14 protein-coding genes are annotated in these 21,897 nt (G+C 43.3%); all 14 read right to left on the bottom strand.

Features of this window, described 5'->3' with window-relative positions; translation table 11 throughout:
• Positions 1 to 6: 6 nt before the first annotated feature.
• The gene (locus LLH06_RS16955) at positions 7 to 1,071 is read right to left on the bottom strand and encodes a glycosyltransferase family 4 protein (RefSeq protein WP_228170479.1); all 1,065 of its coding nucleotides are present in this window, start codon (positions 1,069 to 1,071) and stop codon (positions 7 to 9) included.
• Between the two features lie 112 nt (positions 1,072 to 1,183).
• The gene (locus LLH06_RS16960) at positions 1,184 to 2,587 is read right to left on the bottom strand and encodes a hypothetical protein (RefSeq protein ID WP_228170480.1); all 1,404 of its coding nucleotides are present in this window, start codon (positions 2,585 to 2,587) and stop codon (positions 1,184 to 1,186) included.
• 37 nt (positions 2,588 to 2,624) lie between these two features.
• Positions 2,625 to 3,788: a glycosyltransferase family 4 protein gene (locus LLH06_RS16965; RefSeq protein ID WP_228170481.1), complete on the bottom strand. Its 1,164-nt coding sequence runs from the start codon at positions 3,786 to 3,788 to the stop codon at positions 2,625 to 2,627.
• Positions 3,785 to 4,831: a glycosyltransferase family 4 protein gene (locus LLH06_RS16970; protein WP_228170482.1), complete on the bottom strand. Its 1,047-nt coding sequence runs from the start codon at positions 4,829 to 4,831 to the stop codon at positions 3,785 to 3,787. Before LLH06_RS16970 ends, LLH06_RS16965 begins: the two co-directional genes overlap by 4 nt.
• Positions 4,828 to 5,940 carry an acyltransferase family protein gene (locus LLH06_RS16975; protein WP_228170483.1) on the bottom strand — a complete coding sequence of 371 codons (1,113 nt, stop codon included), beginning with the start codon at positions 5,938 to 5,940 and terminating at the stop codon, positions 4,828 to 4,830. The genes LLH06_RS16970 and LLH06_RS16975 overlap by 4 nt, the downstream gene beginning before the upstream one ends.
• A gap of 2 nt (positions 5,941 to 5,942) precedes the next feature.
• Entirely contained in the window at positions 5,943 to 6,815 is an 873-nt protein-coding gene (locus LLH06_RS16980) for a glycosyltransferase family 2 protein (protein ID WP_228170484.1), read from the bottom strand.
• Between the two features lie 9 nt (positions 6,816 to 6,824).
• A complete protein-coding gene (locus LLH06_RS16985; protein ID WP_228170485.1) occupies positions 6,825 to 7,952 on the bottom strand; it encodes a glycosyltransferase family protein in 1,128 nt (375 codons plus the stop codon).
• A 79-nt stretch (positions 7,953 to 8,031) separates the two neighbouring features.
• Positions 8,032 to 9,000, bottom strand: coding sequence for a hypothetical protein (locus LLH06_RS16990; RefSeq protein ID WP_228170486.1), 969 nt, complete (start codon positions 8,998 to 9,000; stop codon positions 8,032 to 8,034).
• A 2-nt stretch (positions 9,001 to 9,002) separates the two neighbouring features.
• The gene (locus LLH06_RS16995) at positions 9,003 to 11,342 is read right to left on the bottom strand and encodes a GumC family protein (RefSeq protein WP_228170487.1); all 2,340 of its coding nucleotides are present in this window, start codon (positions 11,340 to 11,342) and stop codon (positions 9,003 to 9,005) included.
• A gap of 26 nt (positions 11,343 to 11,368) precedes the next feature.
• Entirely contained in the window at positions 11,369 to 12,163 is a 795-nt protein-coding gene (locus LLH06_RS17000) for a polysaccharide biosynthesis/export family protein (RefSeq protein WP_228170488.1), read from the bottom strand.
• A 152-nt stretch (positions 12,164 to 12,315) separates the two neighbouring features.
• Positions 12,316 to 12,627, bottom strand: a complete 312-nt coding sequence (locus LLH06_RS17005; protein ID WP_228170489.1) for a DUF3467 domain-containing protein — start codon at positions 12,625 to 12,627, stop codon at positions 12,316 to 12,318.
• 92 nt (positions 12,628 to 12,719) lie between these two features.
• Positions 12,720 to 13,547 (bottom strand): alpha-1,3-mannosyltransferase family protein, encoded by an 828-nt coding sequence (locus tag LLH06_RS17010; protein ID WP_228170490.1) that lies wholly within the window; start codon positions 13,545 to 13,547, stop codon positions 12,720 to 12,722.
• A 90-nt stretch (positions 13,548 to 13,637) separates the two neighbouring features.
• Entirely contained in the window at positions 13,638 to 17,927 is a 4,290-nt protein-coding gene (gene rpoC, locus LLH06_RS17015) for a DNA-directed RNA polymerase subunit beta' (RefSeq protein WP_228170491.1), read from the bottom strand.
• 113 nt (positions 17,928 to 18,040) lie between these two features.
• Positions 18,041 to 21,844 (bottom strand): DNA-directed RNA polymerase subunit beta, encoded by a 3,804-nt coding sequence (gene rpoB, locus LLH06_RS17020; RefSeq protein ID WP_228170492.1) that lies wholly within the window; start codon positions 21,842 to 21,844, stop codon positions 18,041 to 18,043.
• Positions 21,845 to 21,897: the final 53 nt, after the last annotated feature.

A 21,897-nucleotide genomic window follows, 5' to 3' on the forward strand; every position in this document is an offset into this window, starting at 1 on the left:
CGGTGATCAGAACCCCATTCTACTTCGCAACTCATCGATGCAGCCCCGGTGGGAGCGCTCCTGAAATTTCACAGCGATCTGGTGAGAATATTCGCTAAAATTATGGCGTAATACTTCATCGTCCATCAATTTAATGACCTGTTGCGATAGTTGAGCGATGTTACCGAACTCATAAACGTATCCGTTCTTTCCATCCTGCACGTCATCATCAGGACCATAGCTACCGCAACGATCACTAATAATAGCTGGACAGCCCATATACACCGCCTCACTGATAGCCAACGAATGAGGCTCTATGCTTGCTGGATGGGCGTAAAGATCACTCGCCGCATAGAAGCTCGGCAATTGTAATGGATCTACAAAACCGGCAAAATGTACTCTACTCTGCTTTAGCCCTTTAGCTTTCTCCTTCAGTTCATCCATCATCGCACCAGAACCAAGCATGATCACGTGAGCCTTCCTGCCTTTGCTCTCCAAGTCATAAAGCAGGTCGATCAAATGGGACTGGTTCTTCCAATGCACTAATTTGCCTACTACCGACATCACGAAATCTCTCTCAGGAATATCATAGCGATCACGAATATCCTTTCTTAACGTGACACGATCTTCATAGGCATTTTTGTAAAAATCGATATCGATAGGATGGTGCATCCTGATAAACTTTTTCGGGTCGGCTCCATAGGTCTTATAGTAAGATTCATTCTCATCACCAATAGTGAAGAAATAGCTGATCTTACGGAAGCGCCAAGAGAGGTAAAAGTATTTCAATATGCTTTTCCACAGTTTACGCTTCTGCCTGTTCTCGGCATCGGTCATGTAAACGATAGGCACTTTTTTAGATGATGCCCAGTTGTATAAACGCTTTTGCACCTTATGGTAATAACCGTAGTTCAGAACAACATCAGGTTTAAAAAGCTCAAGCTCTTCTTCAAGGTTAGGCGCGTCAAGCTGTGCTGTAGAAGGCAATACCGCGTCTCCGTTCAAGAACATATGATCGAACTCATCAAGACGTAAATTATTCCATACTATTTCCTGTCCAAAATTCTTATCCAGGTAGCTCTTGTAACCCATGGCAGAGGCGAAAAAAAGTTTAACTTCAAGACCTGGGATCTTTGCAAAACTTACATATTGGGGACACCAATACTGTATCGGGTGTGAGGATACAATCGCGAACCGAAGTTTCTTATCTGACATTTTGTAATGTTTTTGACATGTGATTATAGACGGGAGACAGCACTCTTTTTTTATCTTTCTTTAAACTTTCAACGTAATCTGTATAATTTTTGACAGTGATGATACACCCCACCATCAACCAAAGCCAAAGGTTTAAAGGAGGCTGTTTCCCTATGGCACTCATAAGTGCATTCAAAATTATGTATGATAATAAGAACGAGGCAGCCACCGCCCAATCTTCATCTTTTATGCCTTTCCACACGTTAAAGCAAAAAATTATCAACCACACCCTAAAAAAATACCAGATAAGCATTAAATAAACACCTCCCTCCCAAAAAGTAACGTCTACATCGCTTTCTGCGAAGGCTGACTGCTTAGCTGCCGCAGCATAGTTGCTCAATTTCTCAGAACCGTTACTTAATATACCTAAACCGTTACCAAATAAAATCGATATCATATCTTGTTGCATCCCCCATTTGGTCCAACTGAAAAAACTATCCTCAACACGTGACTGAATCTCTTCAGATTGGGTACGACCTCCATATCCCTGAGAACGGGCATCGTACGCTTCAAAATATTCAGGCTTAGCTATTCTAATGGCTCCAGTACCAATAATCAAGACGGCTACAGCAATCGCACCACGCTTCACTAACTTCCCGGGGGAGCGAAAGCTGGCCAGAACAAACCCTAAGATCAGGGTTGTAGCACATCCCAACACTGCAGTGCGGCCACCAGTTATGAAGGCTCCTACGAAAAGACATATCACTGCACCAATCGATATGATTTTTGTGATTGGATTTAATGACTTCGCAGTTTTATCTTTTGGTAGTAAGAGTAAAAGAGCCAAACAGGGACAAACTAAGACTAAATACCATGAAAATTGACCAGTAAAGGAAAATGTCGAGCTTACACGTAATCTACCTGCAGCAGAGAATGCTTCTAAAGACCCTCCGTCAACGCTCAAGTTTAACCAATGACTTGATGGTAACGAGTTTTGTAAAGTTGCAACTCCAACAGTTGGGAACAAGGTCAACACTAAAAAGAAAACGAACGTCTTAAAATCATTGATCTTATTAGGTGGATAAGCTATAGGAGTCAGAAAACCGATTACACAAAATAGTAAATATTGCTTAAGACCGAATATTGCTAGTATAGGCCCACCATTTATCAATGTCATAAGCACAATGGGAATAAATAACGAAAATGTATTCTTAACTTTGTCATTAATCCGGTTGAGCAACTTGCTAAATCTTGCATTCTTCAACACAAAAAACAACCCGATAACACAAAGTATATCCTTTAAGAAAAATATTGAAAGGCCTAAGGAGGAGGGCACAAGTTTACGAATCAGTCCTTCGAATATAAGAACCGTTACCAATGCATAGAGTAATCTCTTAGCATTGACCTGTTCCATATTCTTTTTATCTGGTTTCCTCACTGATGATCTTAAATTATTTTGCAGTATAAAGTTTAGTTAACTCCTCAACAAGTGAATGTTCGGTCTCATCCCACCCCTTTAAACTTGATGCTGTTATTAAGGCTCTCTCCTTCATTTGCATAAATACACCATCATCATCTGCCAGCAGTTGCAGCTTCTCAGCTATGGCGCCACCATTTCTGATAGGGACAATGAATCCTTCTTCTCCATCAGTGATGATGTCATCAGCCCCAGTGTTTTGCGTTGCGATGATAGGAATACCGAATGAAAGAGCCTCGCCTAAAACGAGGGCTAGGCCTTCTTCAATGGACGGCAGACAAAAAACATCAGCTGATCTATAGGCATTTTCCAGGTCATCTCCTTTAAGTGGCCCTGTAAAAATAACACTTTCGGGAATAGATATATCTTCTAACCCGCTTGCTTTTGCCTTCGGCCCAACAATGACCAACTTTTTATTTGGGTGCTTGAAGCTTCGGAAAGCTTCTATAAGATAGCGAAGTCCTTTTCTAACAGATATACTACCTACGTATAAGATGGTAAAACTTCTCTTAATATCATTAGATGTGTCTTCCACACCCTTACTCATTCTATTGAAGCCGTAAGGCACCTTGATCAGCTTGTCCGCTGGAAATCCTAATCCTATAAAACTGCGTTTAACAAATTCTGATGGAAGTAATATACGATCGGCTATCTCAAATTCTTCCATACGTCGACGCTTTTCCGCCGCGTCGAACGGCTGCCAGGGCAGACCCAACGAAAGATATTCATCTTTAAGCAATTCTTCCTGATAATGCACATGACTATTTACAGCTTCAGCTACCGTTATCGTATCTGGAAGTGTTTTTGCTTTTTTACATGTGTTCAAGCCACTACCATTGTAAAACATAAAAATATCTGCTTCCTCAATATGGCGTTCACAAATATTATCTTGCTGAACCTTCGCTAAATAGGCCAAATGTGCGCTTACTTTTATAGGGACCTTAAATTTCAAACTGGCTAAATAGATATTTTGTAATATATCAGCTCTGATTAGTTTATTGCCGATATCAGGTATAGCCGCTCTCGGGCTCCATCTTGAAAAGCCACTAACAAATTTATGCAATATTCCTGCATTATTTAATGCTGTTGCATAACGGTAATGATGTCCACGGTTGGGAGCTGTATAAATTACTTTCATCGCCTTTTATCAGTGATCGATAGTAAAAGTTCAAAATAGCGTTGCGAAACTACTTCAGGTGAGTGTGTGCTAAGCTGGTTTGCCGATGCGTTTTTTAATTTATTTTTTAATCCATCGTTATTCAGCAGCATCTCCATTTTATCGGCCAGGTCGGTCACATCGCCACGTTTGAATACCAGACCTGCCGCGCCTACGGCATCGGGTAGCCCACCGCCATCAGCTACTATAGGTATACATCCGCATGCCAGCCCTTCTAAAGCCACTATTCCAAAGGGTTCGCGCCAAGCGGAAGGTATGAGCATATACTTGTGCTCATTAAGGATATTCACTAAAGGTTCGCCACTTAACGAACCTACAAAACTTACTCGTTCGCTAATCCCTAGCTCGAAAGCCTGGTCTTGTAGCTTTTGCTTATCAACACCGTCACCTATCACCGTAAGCTTGAGTCCGCTGTGATCCATTTTAGACAAAGCATATTTCTTGACCAAAGATGCAAGTGCCAATATTGCCAAATTTACACCTTTATCGGATACAAGCCGACCCAAAAAAACGAACGAGCCGTTCCTTTCAAAGTCAATTAATTTTTTTGAGAATAGCTTGTCATTGTAAGCGTTCTCTATCACCACCGCATCTTGCCAACTGTCTTTCCTGATAGCATCACTAACAGCTACCACTACCTTAGCTTGTTTCAACCATTTAAACTTGACCTTACTCTGTAGCGCGGGCGGTTTTCCTTCAGTGGTCAGCCAGGTATTTAATGAAACAGCTAAAGGCTTGCGCGTAAATAGTACCGGCCACGATAAGCGAAGTACGGGACTATTTTCAAACACGACTTCAGCCCAAAGATGCTCTTTCCATAATTGACAAAACGACGGCTCACGTAATACGATATACGGAAATCTTTTATCTCCGACTTCTTTGGTCCAAGTAATCAAGTGCACCTCAGCCCCTTTGTCGCAAAAAGCTTGTGCTAAGAATTCTGCGTTCGCTTCAGTCCCACCGACATGAGGGTAAAATTTATGTGTGATAAGAAGTATCCTCATAACTGCCGTCGATCGCTACTTACTTGTGAATAATATAATCTGCCTTTCGAGAATATATTCTTAAACAGTCCTATCCAACGATATCTGTTTCGTTCCATAATGTAGCCGAAAAACAAACTCATCATAAGAGCGAATAGTATGCCTAAACACATTTGCATACCGTCATAATACCTAGTTTTTGAAAACCAACGAAATAACACGAGAAAAGGATCATGTAAAACGTAAAGTGGGAAGGTTAGGTCAGCCAGCTTTCGTACGACTTCAACGAGCTTACTTTTTTTATTTTGTTGAACTTGATAGGTTGGTAGCAACCATAAAATCGTAGCTACAACGATGCCGATGATATTATCAGTGATGAACTGACTTGCAAAAAACAAGGGGGCTTTCCCTATGTGTGAGGGTAATCCCGGGAGAAATATAACTAGGATATAGATCAACATTATAAACACGGCAATCAGCATCCAAGATATTCTTCTATTTTTTATAGGGCACTTCGCACGATAAGCAATGTTACCCATTATCCAAATAGGCATCATCACCAGTATTTTAGGTCCTGCTATCACACATGCCAATAATGGCAATAACCATCCTCCTACTTTTTTTGATTTAAATAAGTACAGGCCAAATATAAAGTAATACCAAAACTCAAAGCATAAAGACCAAAGTGGACCATTGAGTAATGGAGATGCTGAAAAAAACCACACCTCATTGATGAAAAGTGCTGAGACGACGTATCTTGGCCAGGAATGACCACGGGTAAAATGAGCTGCCAACTCGGCATCAGAAGAAATTATCAACTCTATCAAGAAAGTAATAATAACTGCTGGAAGCACCACAGAGTATAGGCGACTCAACCTTGCTTGCGCGTAATTTATTGGCCCTCTATTGTTTACAGTTGTCGTGTAAGCTATTACGTATCCTGATAAGGCGAAAAAGACAACTACTGCAACGTGCCCCCAATCAATTGCACCATAATTATAACCTAATTTTGAGTACCATTGCGCGTAAGCATGACCTATGAATACCATAAGTGCCGCGACGATACGCAGGCAATCCATAAAAATGGATGTCCATCCTGCTATCGTTTTATGTGACGATTCGACCTTCATTATCACACTTCGCCTTTCAAGAACATTGAGATCAATTTTGATCGAGAATAAGATTTGTCTTCTCTTATCTCGTTTGACATCTTGAACCTGCCTATGGTATTTATTGATAAATATTCGACCATTAGCCGAGATACGATCAAAGTATTTAATAAATATTTTGCTGGATACTTATTGAATTTCTTCAGAAGCTTCATCCTGTTTTGGTAGAACCTGATCACTCGCTTACTTACCTTTTGTGGGGTTCCGCTACCCTTGTGAAATGCTCTAACCGGAATGATACCTATCTTCCAGCCCTTTCTTATCGCGCTCATGCATATATCATGGTCGAGTTCAAGCCAGTCATAACTTTCGTCAAACCCACCTACTTGTTGAATGACCTCTTTGCGCAACACCATAGCACAGGTATACACCGTTATTTGTTTCGGCTCATTGTTAAAGAGCTTTTGATAATATCCATGTAACTTCTGCCCTAAGATCAGGCTCATAGCATCTGGTTCTGGCTCATAGGCTATCGCAGGACGCCCTGAAGCATTCTCAGTTGTGTACGCTGCTATACCAACTTCAGGATGTTCGTCAAAATATTGCTTGGTCCTTAATATGTAGTTCTCCAATGGCCAAGCATCTGAATCGAATAAGATCACCAGATCAGTATCAACCGCTTGTAACCCTTTATTCAAACTTTTAACGAGGCCCAGATTTTCCGAATTGCGTATAAGCTTAATATTTTTAAACTGATTCTCGAACGGCTGGGTAGAATGATCATCAATCACAACAAATTGTTCGATGGTGTCATCAGCAAATGCCATGCAGTTCTCGATACACTTTGACGTGAGTTCCCAGGTGTTATAATTTGTAGTGATCAGCCCTACTGTCATATCGTTATACTATACAAATATTCGTTGGTAACGTTCTACGATGTTCTGAACGTCGTAAGCATATTTAAAATCTTTGACTTGCTCGATAAATGTTTTTATATCGGTTATCTCGATTAATTCTTTGATCTCGCTTACATTCCGGATGTCATGTTCAAAGCCCTTCCGTAAGATCATTACAGGGCAGCCATTGTTCAATAATGCTGCTATGCTACCGCTCTTTTCAGACAACACTTTTGGGTAATTTGACAAACCTACATCTATGTGTGTGAACAGATCAGCAATATCCTGTTCAGGCCACTCACCTAAAACGCAGGTCTCTATTTCCGTTCTTTCACTAATATCTCTAAAGACCGTTTCGATTCCACCGCTACGTCCAACATGTAATATTAATAACTCTTTTCCCAAAGATCGTTTGACCTTGTCACGAAACTCCGTCAATCTCGTTGATATGTCATTATGAAAATGAAAACCTCCGAAGAATCCGGCGATAATATATTTTTCCCGTTCTTCCAAGACCTTGGTGGGTAGTTTTGACAAGATAGCTTCACCCGACACATCGCCCTTAGGCATATTACTGAATACCGGTATCTTATCAATTTTAATTTTGGCCTTCTCAAAACAGCGCTTATAATACTCGTTGGTGGTAGTGACAGTTCGTGGCTTCAAGCGCGTAATCAAATCCAACGACACGCTTTTTTGTAAGCGCCCAAGTATCACATCTTTAAAAGTGCTTTCGTTCGACTCTCCCTGCCAAAGTTCATGAAACATGATATGAACTTTCGCCTTCTTAAAGGCAGCTTGGAGCTCACTTGGCAAGCTGAAAGCGATACCTCTTTTATGATAACTATAAGGAACGTATTGTAAGCTGATCCATTGTGGATCAAATTTTGTTAAAAAGTCTTTTAGAGCTATGCAACGCTCCTGCCTTTTCAAGTTCTGGGGTAACCTTATAACATCAACCCCCCTTTTGTCTACCCACTGCCTTTCTTCCGTTACAGTATTAGTGTTCCGGTCTTTGTAAGAGATGATCAGCACATCATAGCCCTTATTCAACAACCCTGCTGCCAATCTGCGTGTATAATCGCCAACGCCATCTAAACCTGGCTCCATAGATCCACAAATAAAAGCGATCTTCATTGATGATGGATTGACCTTATATAATATTTATTGATCAAATGCTCAGATGCATAAGCATTTGAGTCCGAGCTTCGATCTACTATTTACTATAGAATCTTGAAAGAAAAGCAACAAGCTTCAATTTCATTTTTTGTGTCTTCAGTTTGCCCAAACTGTAAACCGTGATAATACCCGAAGCATTTTCCCAATAGGCCTTGTCAACTGATGAAGGCTTTGAACCCTTTTTGAGCCATGAGGTCAAGATCCTCTTGTTCCAAGGCTTATCTCCTCCTACAGCATGTGGCATCAAGGTAAGGCCCGGACCAAAGCCCATTGCTTCTTTACGCTGAAAGCTAACCGCTCCATCATGTAGTTCAATAGTGGCATTCAACGCATCCTGGTCTGTTTTACCAAAAGCATAAAAATTATTCATCTTCCCCGATGGGATCTTTTTGCCTTTGTTAAAAATAGCTATCTCTAAGCCACCTATATCATGAGCCATGTTCTCTTGCACCTGTTTCCAATGTTCTAAAAAAGCGAGGCTGTTACGATGTACGCCAACAAAACCGCCATTAACATAGATGTTCGTTTTGAAAGACAACTCCTGACCATAGCCTTTGAAATAGGTCCGCCAGAAAACCCGTTTGGGGTTATATTCTTCTACCGGCGAATTTACGTCTTCGCATACTGCTACACCACAATTCACCCATTCGTCCATAAATGACCATGGGGCCTGCTGAACGATATCCGGATCATAGTAAAAGACAGCATCTGCATTTTTACCATAGCCATTTAATAAACCCAACATAAAGTCAGGCTTATAATTGGTCAAATGATATTTAGTGTCAACAGGTAAAAAATATACACTGAGGTCACTATTAACGGTAAGCTTTTTTGTACCTGCTACTTCCCCCTCAACTTGCACCGCTTGATCAGTCCAATGGGGAAGAGATCCTTTGTAGCCAGCATATACGTCACCCCTGTAACCGTTATTATATAACGAGTTTATCAGCACGGCTACACCGATATGGTACGAGCCTTCAAATAGAGTACATACGACAGATGCCATGCTTATTTTTTACCTGACCTTTTGAAAAATCGCATCAGACCTTTATTACCACGTGGCTGTTCGCCGTAATAACTATAATCGTACCGATAACCATAGCCAAAGGACGAAGTATCGATCGAGTTGAATATGATGTTCATATTCCTGAATATCTTTTTGCGGTTTAACTCGTTCACCAACTCAATCTGGTCCTTACGGGTAAAATTATGACGAACAAGGAAAAATGTGATGTCGGCATACTGACTTAATATCTGCGCATCCGTAACCAAACCTATAGGTGGCGCATCGATCAAGATATAGTCATACTCTTTCCTAAGCTCTGTGATCAATTGCTGTAGGTACTTCCCCATCAATATTTCAGCTGGGTTTGGAGGAATCGTACCGCTTTCTATCAAATAGAAATTTTCCTGTTGAGGTACCTTTCTAACGATGTCTTTGTAGTCGATCTTGCCGATCAGGTAATCAGATAAACCGGTCCTTTTATCAAGGCCGAGTGTGCTGAGCAACTTTGGCTTACGGAGGTCAAGCTCAAGAATTATCACTTTTTTGCCTGTACTGGCTAAACTTGCACCCAGGTTGAGTGATATAAATGATTTGCCTTCACCACTATGTGCTGAGGTGAACAATAGCGCCTTTGGCCCTGGCCCGGGTACCAAAAAATCCAAATTGGTCCTTAAAGCACGTATCTGTTCTGCTATAATGGACTTCGGCTTGGAAACGATAGTAAGCGGATCAATGTCGTCAGAATGCGAGATCTGGGCTATTACCGGAACTTTGGTTGCCTTGATTATGTCTGACCTGCGCCTTACCGTATTATTCAACATCTCCTTGATGAAGACCACACCAAAAGGAATACCCAAACCTAACGCAAAGAAAATCATGTATAAAGAGCTTTTTACCGGTTTGATCGGTTTACCACCCGTGCTCGCCGCATTGATAATGCGCACGTCTGATGTATTAGACGCCAAGGTCAGTTGAGTCTCTTCACGTTTTTGAAGCAGGAAGTTGAACAAAGTGTTTTTAACACCTTGATTTCGCATCACATCTAATAACTGGCGCTCTTTAATAGGAACATTCTTTAATTGACCAGTAAAGTTTGCCGACTGTTGCTTTAACGTACGCTGTGACAGCAAAAGGTTACTTCTGACTGTCTTTATAGTACCGCTTAACGTTTGCTTTAAGGACAGGATCTGGTCATTAATGGAAACAATTAGAGGGTTCGTCTCTGGAACCGTAGTCAATAAATTTTTCTTTTTTAATAAAAGATCGGCTAATTGAGCAACCTGACCTGTAACTGTGCTCTCTGTTAGTCCGATCATCGACGGCTGAGTGACATCTACGTTGTCCGTACGGGCCAAAAAGCTTTCGATGTTCCTTAAAATATTCAGTTCGAGATCTATTTCAGCTACTCGTTCATCGTTACTCGATATATGTTTATAAATATCTTCCGACTCTTTACTAAGATCCGTAATGTTATTGCTGATCTTGAAATTTTCTACGTTCTTATTCTCTGCATCTAACTCTATCGCTAATTCCTTTATACGGTCATTAATAAAGTTAACAGCGCTGGTGATGTTTTTGGTCTTGTCGTCCGTTGAAGCGGTGATGTAATTCTTAATCAACTTATTTAAAAAATCTTCGCCACGCTTTGGTACAGCATTCTCTGTGGTCAAGAGTAAAATATTACTTCCTTTAGCCACAGGTGCAACCCCTGTTTTGTTAATGTATTCACCTGCCACATCTCCGACCTTCGAAAATTTTACAAAATAAGGAATGGTAGAAAAGCTTAATCTATTAACTGTTATCTTGATGACACCAGCAGGAGTATTCACGGGCGCACCTAAAGAAACTCTTTTACCATCAAATAAAGCTTCGCTATTATTGGAAAGTTGTACGGGCCAATCAACAGAATAAGTTTTATCAGATGGTTGTATCACCTCTATCTTAGCAGGAACATTGCTATACAAAATCCGGTCATTTAAGGGCCCTTTTGCATAATATGATGTTTGCAGATCAAGTTCCTTGATAGTCACCTCTACCAGGGTTGGCGACCTCAGAATCAATATCTCGTTGTCTACGGTCGATCCAGGAGGCGTTATATTTAACTCTTCAAATACTACCTGATCGGTCAATTGCTTGCTATTGTCTTTGATAAGGATCTGCGCCTGAGTGCTGTATTGAGGAACTTGAATCTTTACGTAGAAATACCCAATGACCAAAAAAATCGTCAATGATATCAGGAACCAGTACCAATATTTAAGGTAGGTAAAAATGACTTCGATCAAACCAGGTCCTTTTTCGGCACCCTCTTGCCCGTCGTCTTCATATAGATCTTCTTCGTTCATTTTACAATGCAGAGGTAGATAAGTATTTATTTAAGGTTAACCAAAATTAATATCAGCAACGATATTGTACTGACAGCGATCGGAAGCACTCTACTTAAGAAACTCGACGCAAGTGCCTTGCCAGGTATTGGCTCCACATAAACGATATCATTAGCATACAAATAATAATATTTTGAATTAAATACAGAACGGTCATTCAGGTTCAGATGACCTACCACTTTCTTACCTTCTACATCGCGAATCACCATAATGTTATCCCGCTTACCTAATTCGGTTAGGTCCCCTGCTAGGTTCAATGCTTCTATAACAGTTATACGTTCATTAGGTATCACGTATACAGATGGCTGCTTTACCTCCCCCATAATCGTGATACGATAATTAAGTACCCGGACGATAACGTTCGGCCCCTTCAAATATGGCTTTAATTTTTCTTTAATCAGGTCTTTGATTTCCAAGGTATTTAAGCCTTGTACCTTCAATTCACCTATGAGCGGAAGTTCAATGTTGCCCTTCGTATCGACTAAAAAGCCAGCTGACTCAGACGCATTCAAAGAAGCTATAGTTGATGTTTGAGTCGTTGGAGTTGCTAAAGTTGGAAAAGGGTTAAAGAATTTACTCGCTTCAGAGTTTAAGGAAACCACCATTACGCCCAATATATCACCCGGCTGTATGGTTGATGGTGTAGCCTCCGGGACCCTCAGGGTATCTGACTGTCCGGGCGCCTTAGAAAAATACCTCAATCGGTTGATGCTTTGACACGCTGAAAAAGTATAGGTTATGATGACCAGTAGAATAAATATTCCAAGTTTGGTGTTTTTCATTGAATAGTTGTATGTAAGATATGGCCGTTGTTAGACTTTCACCGTTCACAACTAAGGCTTAAGCACATCTCTACCAGATTGTAACTTTTTCTCGTTAAAATTAGCGTTTTTTTAAATAACACGCCAATATTTTGAATAATTTATAATCGCCACTATGCTTCGCCAATTGTTCCACCAAAGTTCATAGGAAACCCGGATGACTCGCTGTCGACTTTGATACGACCATTGGTCGCTTCAAATTTGTCAATATTCTCCTCTAATGCTGTTAATAGCCGTTTAGCATGTTCAGGTGTAAGTATGATTCGTGACTTCACCTTAGCCTTGGGAACACCCGGCATCACTCTTATAAAATCCAAGACAAATTCAGCGCTTGAGTGTGTTATAACAGCAAGATTAGAATAGATACCCTCCGCTACTTCTTCAGTTAATTCTATATTCAGTTGTTCTACGTTGGTCTCAGCCATCTCAAGATATTAAACTACAATTATTTATATATATTTTTTCAACTTAGTGATGATACGGTCTTTTTTCGTTTCAGTTCTCTGTATCCCGACAGTTAACTCATTCCTTCAGTAACTATCTGTTTCAAGCGTTGTTCAGCAGTCGACGAGGCGAGCATGAGGTGATCTATAGATTGCGTTCTGTCTAGTACTTGGCCAGTCTGTATCAATTTGATCACCTCAAAAGAATTAGGATGGTCACCGGCCCAAGAACTTGCCCAATCATGAGGAGGTTTGCATATATTCAAGACCTTCCATTCGCCCAGTAAGATGGCAATATGCATCAGTGTCTGGTCATGTTTTTTAGGTATCGAAGGATTTTGCTCAAACCAATCTAAGGCCTTAATAATATCGTCCACTTGCTTGTGACTACGGCGAGCGGCGAAATGCCCGGCAGTGATGGCCTGCTCTAAAGCATCCGTTCCGAATATTTCAGTCGCCTTTTTAGGCTGAACAAAATTATAAATGCCTTCCGTGATGTATTCCTGATCAGCATGAACAAGGTCATTGCTTTGTAAGTGCTCAAAGAGCTCCGTCCAATCACACAAAGCTACGATATCATTATCGCTGTAGATAAACTCTTCACGTTCGCCGAACCAAGCCAAAAAGCGGTACAGGAAGCCTCTTGGACAGTCGCTGATCCGCTCAGCTACTTGCTCAACAAATCGGTTGGCTTCAGGAGAAAAATCTTTTGCCGTGACCAGTTGAGCTTCAGCGGTAATATAAGAAGAGGTCACTGGTTCGCCACCAAAATGGATGACTTTAATGGGTAGTGAACAGCCGAATTGACGGATGGTGTAGATCAGGTTCTCACAGAACTGCTCGCTTCTTTTATTAGCGACCAAGTATATTCCTCGACTGCTCGACATAGGTTTTTTTTTCAAAAATAAGAATATCTTATGCACGCACAACTTTACGATCAACAAAAAGGCCGCTCTCTTTCGGGAGCGGCCTTGTGATTTTATAAGTGATACTTATGCTTCTACATCTTCGGTCTTCGATGCCATCAGGCGATCGAATTCCTCTTGTGAACCTACGCGGATGTTGTCGTAAGCACGCAGACCGGTACCTGACGGGATCAGGTGACCTACGATCACGTTCTCTTTCAAACCAAGCATCAGGTCACGTTTACCAGCTATAGCAGCTTCGTTCAATACCTTGGTGGTCTCCTGGAACGATGCGGCCGAGATGAAAGACTTAGTACCTAATGATGCACGGGTGATACCCTGCAGGATCGGGCTTGAAGTGGCTGCGATAGCATCGCGAACCTCAACCAGTTTCTGATCTTTACGTTTCAGTACCGAGTTCTCATCACGCAGTTTACGTAACGATACGATCTGGCCTGGTTTCAGGTTGGCCGAGTCTCCCGGATCAACAACAACTTTCTTGTCGAATATCTCGTCGTTCTCGATCATGAAATCCCAGCTATCAACAGATTCTTTTTCTAAGAAACGGGTATCTCCCGGATCTTCGATAGCTACTTTCTGCATCATTTGGTGTACGATAACCTCAAAGTGTTTATCGTTGATCTTCACACCTTGCAAACGGTAAACTTCTTGTATACCATTCACCAAATATTCCTGAACAGCTGCAGGACCTTTGATGGCAAGAATATCGGCAGGTGAGATCGAACCGTCAGACAATGGCATACCAGCTTTGATAAAGTCATTGTCCTGTACCAGGATGTGCTTAGAAAGCGGCACCAGGTACTTTTTAACTTGTCCGTCACGTGACTCGATAGTGATCTCGCGGTTACCACGTTTCACACCACCTAAGGTCACCACACCATCGATCTCGGTAACTACCGCAGGGTTTGATGGGTTACGAGCCTCGAACAACTCCGTAACACGTGGAAGACCGCCGGTAATATCTCGGGTCTTACCGGTAGAACGTGGGATCTTAGCGATCACCTGACCTGTCTGTATCTTCTCGCCTTCTTCGATAGCGATGTGTGCACCAACCGGGATGTTGTATCCTTTAATGATGTCACCGCCACGTTCCGCGATCTGGATAACAGGGTTCTTTGTCTTATCACGAGTATCGATGATCACTTTTTCACGGTGACCGGTTTGTTCGTCAGATTCCTCACGGAAGGTGATACCTTCTAATACAGCATCGAATTTAGCAGTACCGGCGAACTCAGAGATGATCACCGCGTTGTACGGATCCCATGAACAGATACGCTCACCTTTAGTGATCTTGCTGCCATCTTTGATGTACAGGTAAGAACCGTAAGGGATGTTATTGGTCATGATCACCTTGTTGCTGCCTGGCTCAATGATGCGGAACTCGCCCGAACGACCCAGAACTACCTCAACTGTACCATCTTCCTCGGTCTCGAAAGGTACGGTACGTACGTTCTCGAATTCGATGATACCGTCATAACGTGCACTGATCTGTGATTCAGCCGCGATGTTAGACGCGGTACCACCCACGTGGAAGGTACGAAGTGTTAACTGTGTACCCGGCTCACCGATAGACTGTGCAGCGATAACACCTACCGCCTCACCAGCCTGAACGCGTTTACCAGTGGCCAGGTTACGGCCGTAGCAAAGCGCACAAACACCACGTTTGCTTTCGCAGGTCAGTACCGAACGGATCTCGATACCTTCCAGCGGAGAGTTCTCTACACGTTTAGCGATATCCTCATCGATGTCCTGACCGGCAGATACCAACAGTTCGTTAGTAAGTGGATCAAATACATCGTGAAGTGAGGTACGGCCCAATATACGATCGTATAAAGGCTCTACGATATCCTCATTATCTTTCAATGCCGTAGTGAAGATACCACGCAATGTACCGCAATCGGTCTCACCAACGATCATATCCTGGGCAACGTCATGTAAACGACGGGTCAAGTAACCAGCATCCGCCGTTTTCAAAGCCGTATCCGCCAAACCTTTACGGGCACCGTGAGTAGAAATAAAGTACTCTAATACCGACAGACCTTCTTTAAAGTTCGACAAGATCGGGTTCTCAATGATCTCGCCGCCTGAACCTGATTTTTGAGGCTTGGCCATCAGACCACGCATACCAGCCAGCTGACGGATCTGCTCTTTAGAACCACGGGCACCTGAATCCAACATCATGTAAACCGAGTTGAAGCCTTGGTTGTCGGTAGACAGGATCTCCATTACGTTGGCGGTCAAACGGTTGTTGATACGGGTCCAGATATCGATGATCTGGTTGTAACGCTCGTTGTTGGTAATGAAACCCATGTTATAGTTGTTCATTACCTCTTCAACTTCGCGTGACGCTTGTTGGATCAGGTCTACCTTTTGCGCAGGGATGTTCACATCCTGCAGGTTGAATGACAAACCACCACGGAATGCCATTTGGAAACCTAATTCCTTAATATCGTCAAGGAACTGTGCGGCACGGGCCATACCGGTGATCTTAACCACCTCACCAATAATATCACGAAGTGACTTCTTGGTCAACAGTTCGTTGATGTAACCTACCTCGGCTGGTACATGTTGGTTGAACAGTACACGACCTACGGTGGTCTCGATCAATTTATTCACGATGCTGCCATCGCGTTCTTTAACATTAGCTTTTACCTCGATAAAGGCATGCAGGTCTACTTTCTTCTCGTTGTAGGCAATGATCACCTCTTCGGCTGAGTAGAAAGAGAGGCCTTGTCCTTTAACCACGCGCTGCTCATCTGTTTTACGGCCTTTAGTAATGTAGTAAAGACCCAAAACCATGTCTTGCGATGGTACAGTGATAGGTGTACCGTTAGCAGGGTTAAGGATGTTGTGCGATGCAAGCATCAAGATCTGGGCTTCCAAAATTGCGGCGTTACCAAGCGGCACGTGCACGGCCATCTGGTCACCGTCAAAGTCGGCGTTGAATGCGGTACAGGTCAGTGGGTGCAGCTGGATCGCTTTACCTTCTACCAGTTTTGGCTGGAAGGCCTGGATACCTAAACGGTGCAGCGTAGGTGCACGGTTAAGTAACACAGGGTGACCTTTCAATACGTTCTCCAAAATATCCCAAACCAATGGGTCTTTGCGATCAACGATCTTTTTAGCTGACTTTACCGTTTTAACCACACCACGCTCGATCATCTTACGTATGATAAATGGTTTGAACAGCTCGGCAGCCATATCTTTAGGTAAACCGCACTCGTGTAATTTCAGGTTAGGACCTACAACAATTACCGAACGGGCAGAGTAATCCACACGTTTACCCAATAAGTTCTGACGGAAACGGCCTTGTTTACCTTTCAGGATGTCTGAAAGTGATTTAAGAGCACGGTTACCTTCAGTTTTAACAGCGTTCACTTTACGTGAGTTATCGAACAACGAATCCACAGCTTCCTGCAGCATACGTTTTTCGTTACGTAATATCACTTCTGGTGCTTTGATCTCGATCAAGCGTTTCAAACGGTTGTTACGAATGATCACACGACGGTAAAGGTCGTTAAGATCGGAAGTAGCGAAACGGCCACCTTCCAACGGCACTAACGGACGCAACTCAGGCGGAATAACAGGAACGATCTTCACGATCATCCACTCAGGGTTGTTATCTATACGGCCTTGAGCATCGCGGAAAGCCTCAACCACCTGAAGGCGTTTTAAGGCTTCGTTCTTACGTTGCTGAGAGGTCTCGTTAGCTGCCTGGTGACGCAGATCATATGATAACTGATCCAGGTCGATACGTTTCAATAACTCTTCCAGAGCCTCAGCACCCATCTTAGCAACAAATTTCTGTGGATCTTTGTCATCAAGGTACTGGTTCTCTTTTGGCAAGGTATCTAACACATCCAGGTATTCTTCCTCAGTAAGGAAGTCCATTTTCGATATGCCGTCACCTTCTTTGATACCTGGTTGAATTACTACATAACGCTCGTAGTAAATGATCAGGTCCAATTTTTTGGTAGGTAAGCCCAGTAAGTAACCGATCTTATTCGGTAACGAACGGAAGTACCAGATGTGCGCAACAGGCACCACCAGGTTGATGTGGCCCATACGCTCACGACGAACCTTCTTCTCGGTAACTTCAACACCGCAACGGTCACACACGATACCCTTGTAACGGATACGTTTGTATTTACCGCAATGGCACTCGTAATCTTTTACCGGACCGAAGATCCTTTCGCAAAATAAACCATCACGCTCGGGTTTGTAGGTCCGGTAGTTGATGGTCTCAGGTTTCAAAACCTCACCGCTCGAACGCTCCAGGATAGACTCCGGAGAGGCTAAGCTGATGGTGATGGTGGTGAAGTTGCTTTTTATTTTATTATCTTTTTTGTAAGACATAGTTCTTTTTTGGTATTGAATGAATGATCAGTGATGAGCGAACGCTGGTTCGCTTTGCACATAAAAGTTAACAAAGGATAGGATGATCGCTCACCCTATCCTTCACTAATTCATTATTCTAAAGTGATGTCCAAACCTAAACCTCTAAGCTCATGAACCAATACGTTGAATGATTCAGGAACTGATGGAGTTGGCAGGTTCTCACCTTTAACGATCGCCTCGTACGTTTTAGCACGACCGATCACGTCATCAGATTTAACGGTCAAGATCTCTTGCAGGATGTTGGCTGCACCGAATGCTTCCAGTGCCCAAACCTCCATCTCACCAAAACGCTGACCACCGAACTGGGCTTTACCACCCAATGGTTGTTGCGTGATCAACGAGTACGGACCGATCGAACGGGCGTGCATCTTATCATCGACCATGTGACCTAGTTTAAGCATGTAGATGATACCTACGGTGGTAGGCTGATCAAAACGCTCACCGGTCAAGCCGTTATGTAAGTATGTACGGCCTGTAGCTGGTAAACCTGCCTTAGCGATCCAGTCCTCAACCTCTGCATAAGTAGCACCATCAAAGATCGGGGTGGCAAATTTGACACCAAGCTCTTTACCGGCCCAACCTAACACGGTCTCGTAGATCTGACCCAAGTTCATACGTGAAGGTACACCCAGTGGGTTCAACACGATATCAACTGGTGTTCCATCTTCCAGGAACGGCATATCCTCATCACGAACGATGCGGGCCACGATACCTTTGTTACCGTGACGGCCTGCCATTTTATCACCCACTTTAAGCTTACGCTTTTTAGCGATGTAAACTTTGGCCATTTGCACGATACCTGATGGAAGCTCGTCACCTACGCTGATCGCGAATTTATCACGACGATAAGCACCCAGTTCCTCATTCACCTTAATGCCATAGTTATGAAGCAGAACTTTGATCTGGTCATTCTTGTCATCATCAGTGGTCCACTTGGTAGGGTTGATGTTCTCGTAGTTAAGCTCGGCCAGTGTTTTTTGGGTGAATTTAACACCTTTAGCTACCAGCAGCTCTTTGTAAACGTTGTAAACACCTTGTGATGTCTTACCGTTCACGATCTCGAACAACTTGTCGACCAAGCGATTTTTAAGGTCCTTGATAGCCTTTTCGTGCTTGTTATCCAGTTTCTCTAACTGTGCTTTTTCTTCGGCCTTAGAGGTCTTTTTAGCACGTGAGAATAATTTAGTATCGATAACCACACCGCTGATCGATGGAGGGGTCTTCAACGAAGCGTCTTTTACGTCACCGGCTTTGTCACCAAAGATCGCACGTAACAATTTCTCTTCTGGTGAAGGATCCGACTCACCTTTAGGAGTGATCTTACCGATCAGGATATCGCCTTCTTTAACCTCAGCACCAACACGGATGATACCGTCCTCGTCAAGGTCTTTAGTGGCTTCTTCTGATACGTTAGGGATATCTGGTGTCAATTCCTCTTCACCACGTTTGGTGTCACGAACTTCAAGTTCGAACTCTTCTACGTGGATAGAAGTAAAGATATCTTGTGATACTACACGCTCAGAGATCACGATCGCATCCTCAAAGTTGTAACCTTGCCAAGGCATGAAGGCGACCTTCATGTTACGGCCCAGTGCAAGCTCACCGTTCTGAGTAGCATAACCTTCGCACAACACCTCACCTTTTGACACGCGCTGACCTTTGGTCACGATCGGTTTAAGGTTCATGGTAGTACTTTGGTTGGTCTTTTGGAACTTGATCAAACGGTAACCCTTGGTGTCATCATCAAATGATACCAAACGATCATCATCGTTACGATCATAACGGATGCGGATCTCGTTAGCGTCAACATACTCTACCACACCATCGCCTTCGGCGTTGATCAGGGTACGAGAGTCTTTCGCTACACGGCCTTCCAGACCAGTACCCACTATCGGCGCCTCAGGGCGTAAAAGTGGAACGGCCTGGCGTTGCATGTTCGAACCCATCAACGCACGGTTAGCATCATCATGCTCAAGGAACGGGATAAGCGACGCCGCGATCGAAGTGATCTGGTTAGGCGCGATATCCATATAATCCAAACGCTCTGGTTCAATAACCGGGAAGTCACCCTCGAAACGTGCTTTAACGCGTGGGCTATCAAATACACCCTGATCATTGTACACTGCGTTAGCCTGACCGATGGTCTTGCCGTCCTCATCCTCTGCAGAGAGGTAGATAACCGGCTCATCAACCGCTACCACACCGTTATCTACACGTTTGTACGGAGTCTCGATGAAGCCTAAGTTGTTGATCTTGGCGTGAACGCAAAGTGACGAGATCAGACCGATGTTCGGACCTTCCGGGGTCTCGATGGTACACAAACGACCGTAGTGGGTATAGTGAACGTCACGTACCTCGAAACCGGCACGCTCACGTGACAGACCACCGGGACCAAGGGCCGACAAGCGGCGCTTGTGAGTTATCTCGGCCAATGGATTGGTTTGATCCATGAACTGTGATAACTGGTTGGTACCGAAGAAAGAGTTGATCACTGACGACAGCGTACGCGCGTTGATCAGATCGGTAGGCGTGAACACCTCGTTGTCACGAATGTTCATACGCTCACGGATGGTACGGGCCATACGGGCCAAACCAACACCGAACTGGGCATACAACTGCTCACCTACCGTACGTACACGACGGTTTGACAAGTGATCGATATCATCCACCTCAGCTTTTGAGTTGATGAGTTTGATCAGGTATTTAACGATGGCAATAATGTCTTGCTTGGTCAAAACCTTGATCTCATCAGAGGTATCAAGCTTCAGTTTACGGTTGATGCGGTAACGACCTACATCACCCAGGTCATATCTTTTATCTGAGAAGAACAAACGATCGATGATACCGCGGGCGGTCTCTTCATCTGGTGGTTCGGCGTTACGCAACTGACGGTAGATGTGCTCTACCGCTTCCTTCTCAGAGTTCGAAGTATCTTTTTGTAGGGTATTATATATAATGGTATAATCACCGCTGGTGGCCGCATCCTCTTTGTTCAGGATAATGCTTTTCACGCCAGCATCAATGATCATGTCAATATTGTTGTCATCCAGTATGGTCTCGCGCTCAAGGATGATCTCATTGCGGTCGATCGATACCACTTCACCGGTATCCTCGTCCACAAAATCTTCCACCCATTTCTTAAGCACTCTCGCAGCCAGTTTACGGCCAACGAATTTTTTCAGACCTGACTTGCTTACCTTAACCTCATCGGCCAGTTCGAACAGCTCAAGGATGTCCTTGTCTGAATCGTAACCGATGGCACGCAGCAAAGTAGTTACCGGGAATTTTTTCTTACGGTCAATGTACGCGTACATCACGTTGTTCACGTCAGTAGCGAACTCGATCCATGAACCCTTGAACGGGATCACACGGGCCGAGTACAATTTAGTACCGTTAGTATGGCGGCTTTGGCCAAAGAACACACCTGGCGAACGGTGCAGCTGAGATACGATAACGCGCTCAGCGCCATTGATCACAAATGTACCTTTTGGCGTCATGTAAGGAATGGTACCCAGGTACACATCCTGCACGATCGTTTCAAAGTCCTCATGCTCCTCATCATTACATGACAGGCGCAGCTTGGCTTTTAATGGCACACTGTAAGTCAAACCACGGTCGATACACTCTTGTATATCGTAGCGTGGCGGATCAATAAAGTAATCCAGAAACTCTAACACGAAGATGTTACGAGAATCGGAGATCGGAAAGTTTTCGGCAAACACTTTGAACAAGCCTTCCTTGTGACGGTTGTCCGAAGTGGTTTCCAGCTGGAAAAATTCCTGAAAAGATTTCAACTGTACGTCCAGGAAGTCAGGGTAGTCAAGGACGTGCCTGCTGGTCGCAAAGTTCACTCTTTGGTTATTTTTGTTTGCCAAGGGATTATAATTTTAAGATGAATTAAACTCTTATTGGTTTATTTAAAGTTGTT

It is taken from the genome of Mucilaginibacter daejeonensis, assembly GCF_020783335.1.
Lineage (GTDB): Bacteria > Bacteroidota > Bacteroidia > Sphingobacteriales > Sphingobacteriaceae > Mucilaginibacter > Mucilaginibacter daejeonensis.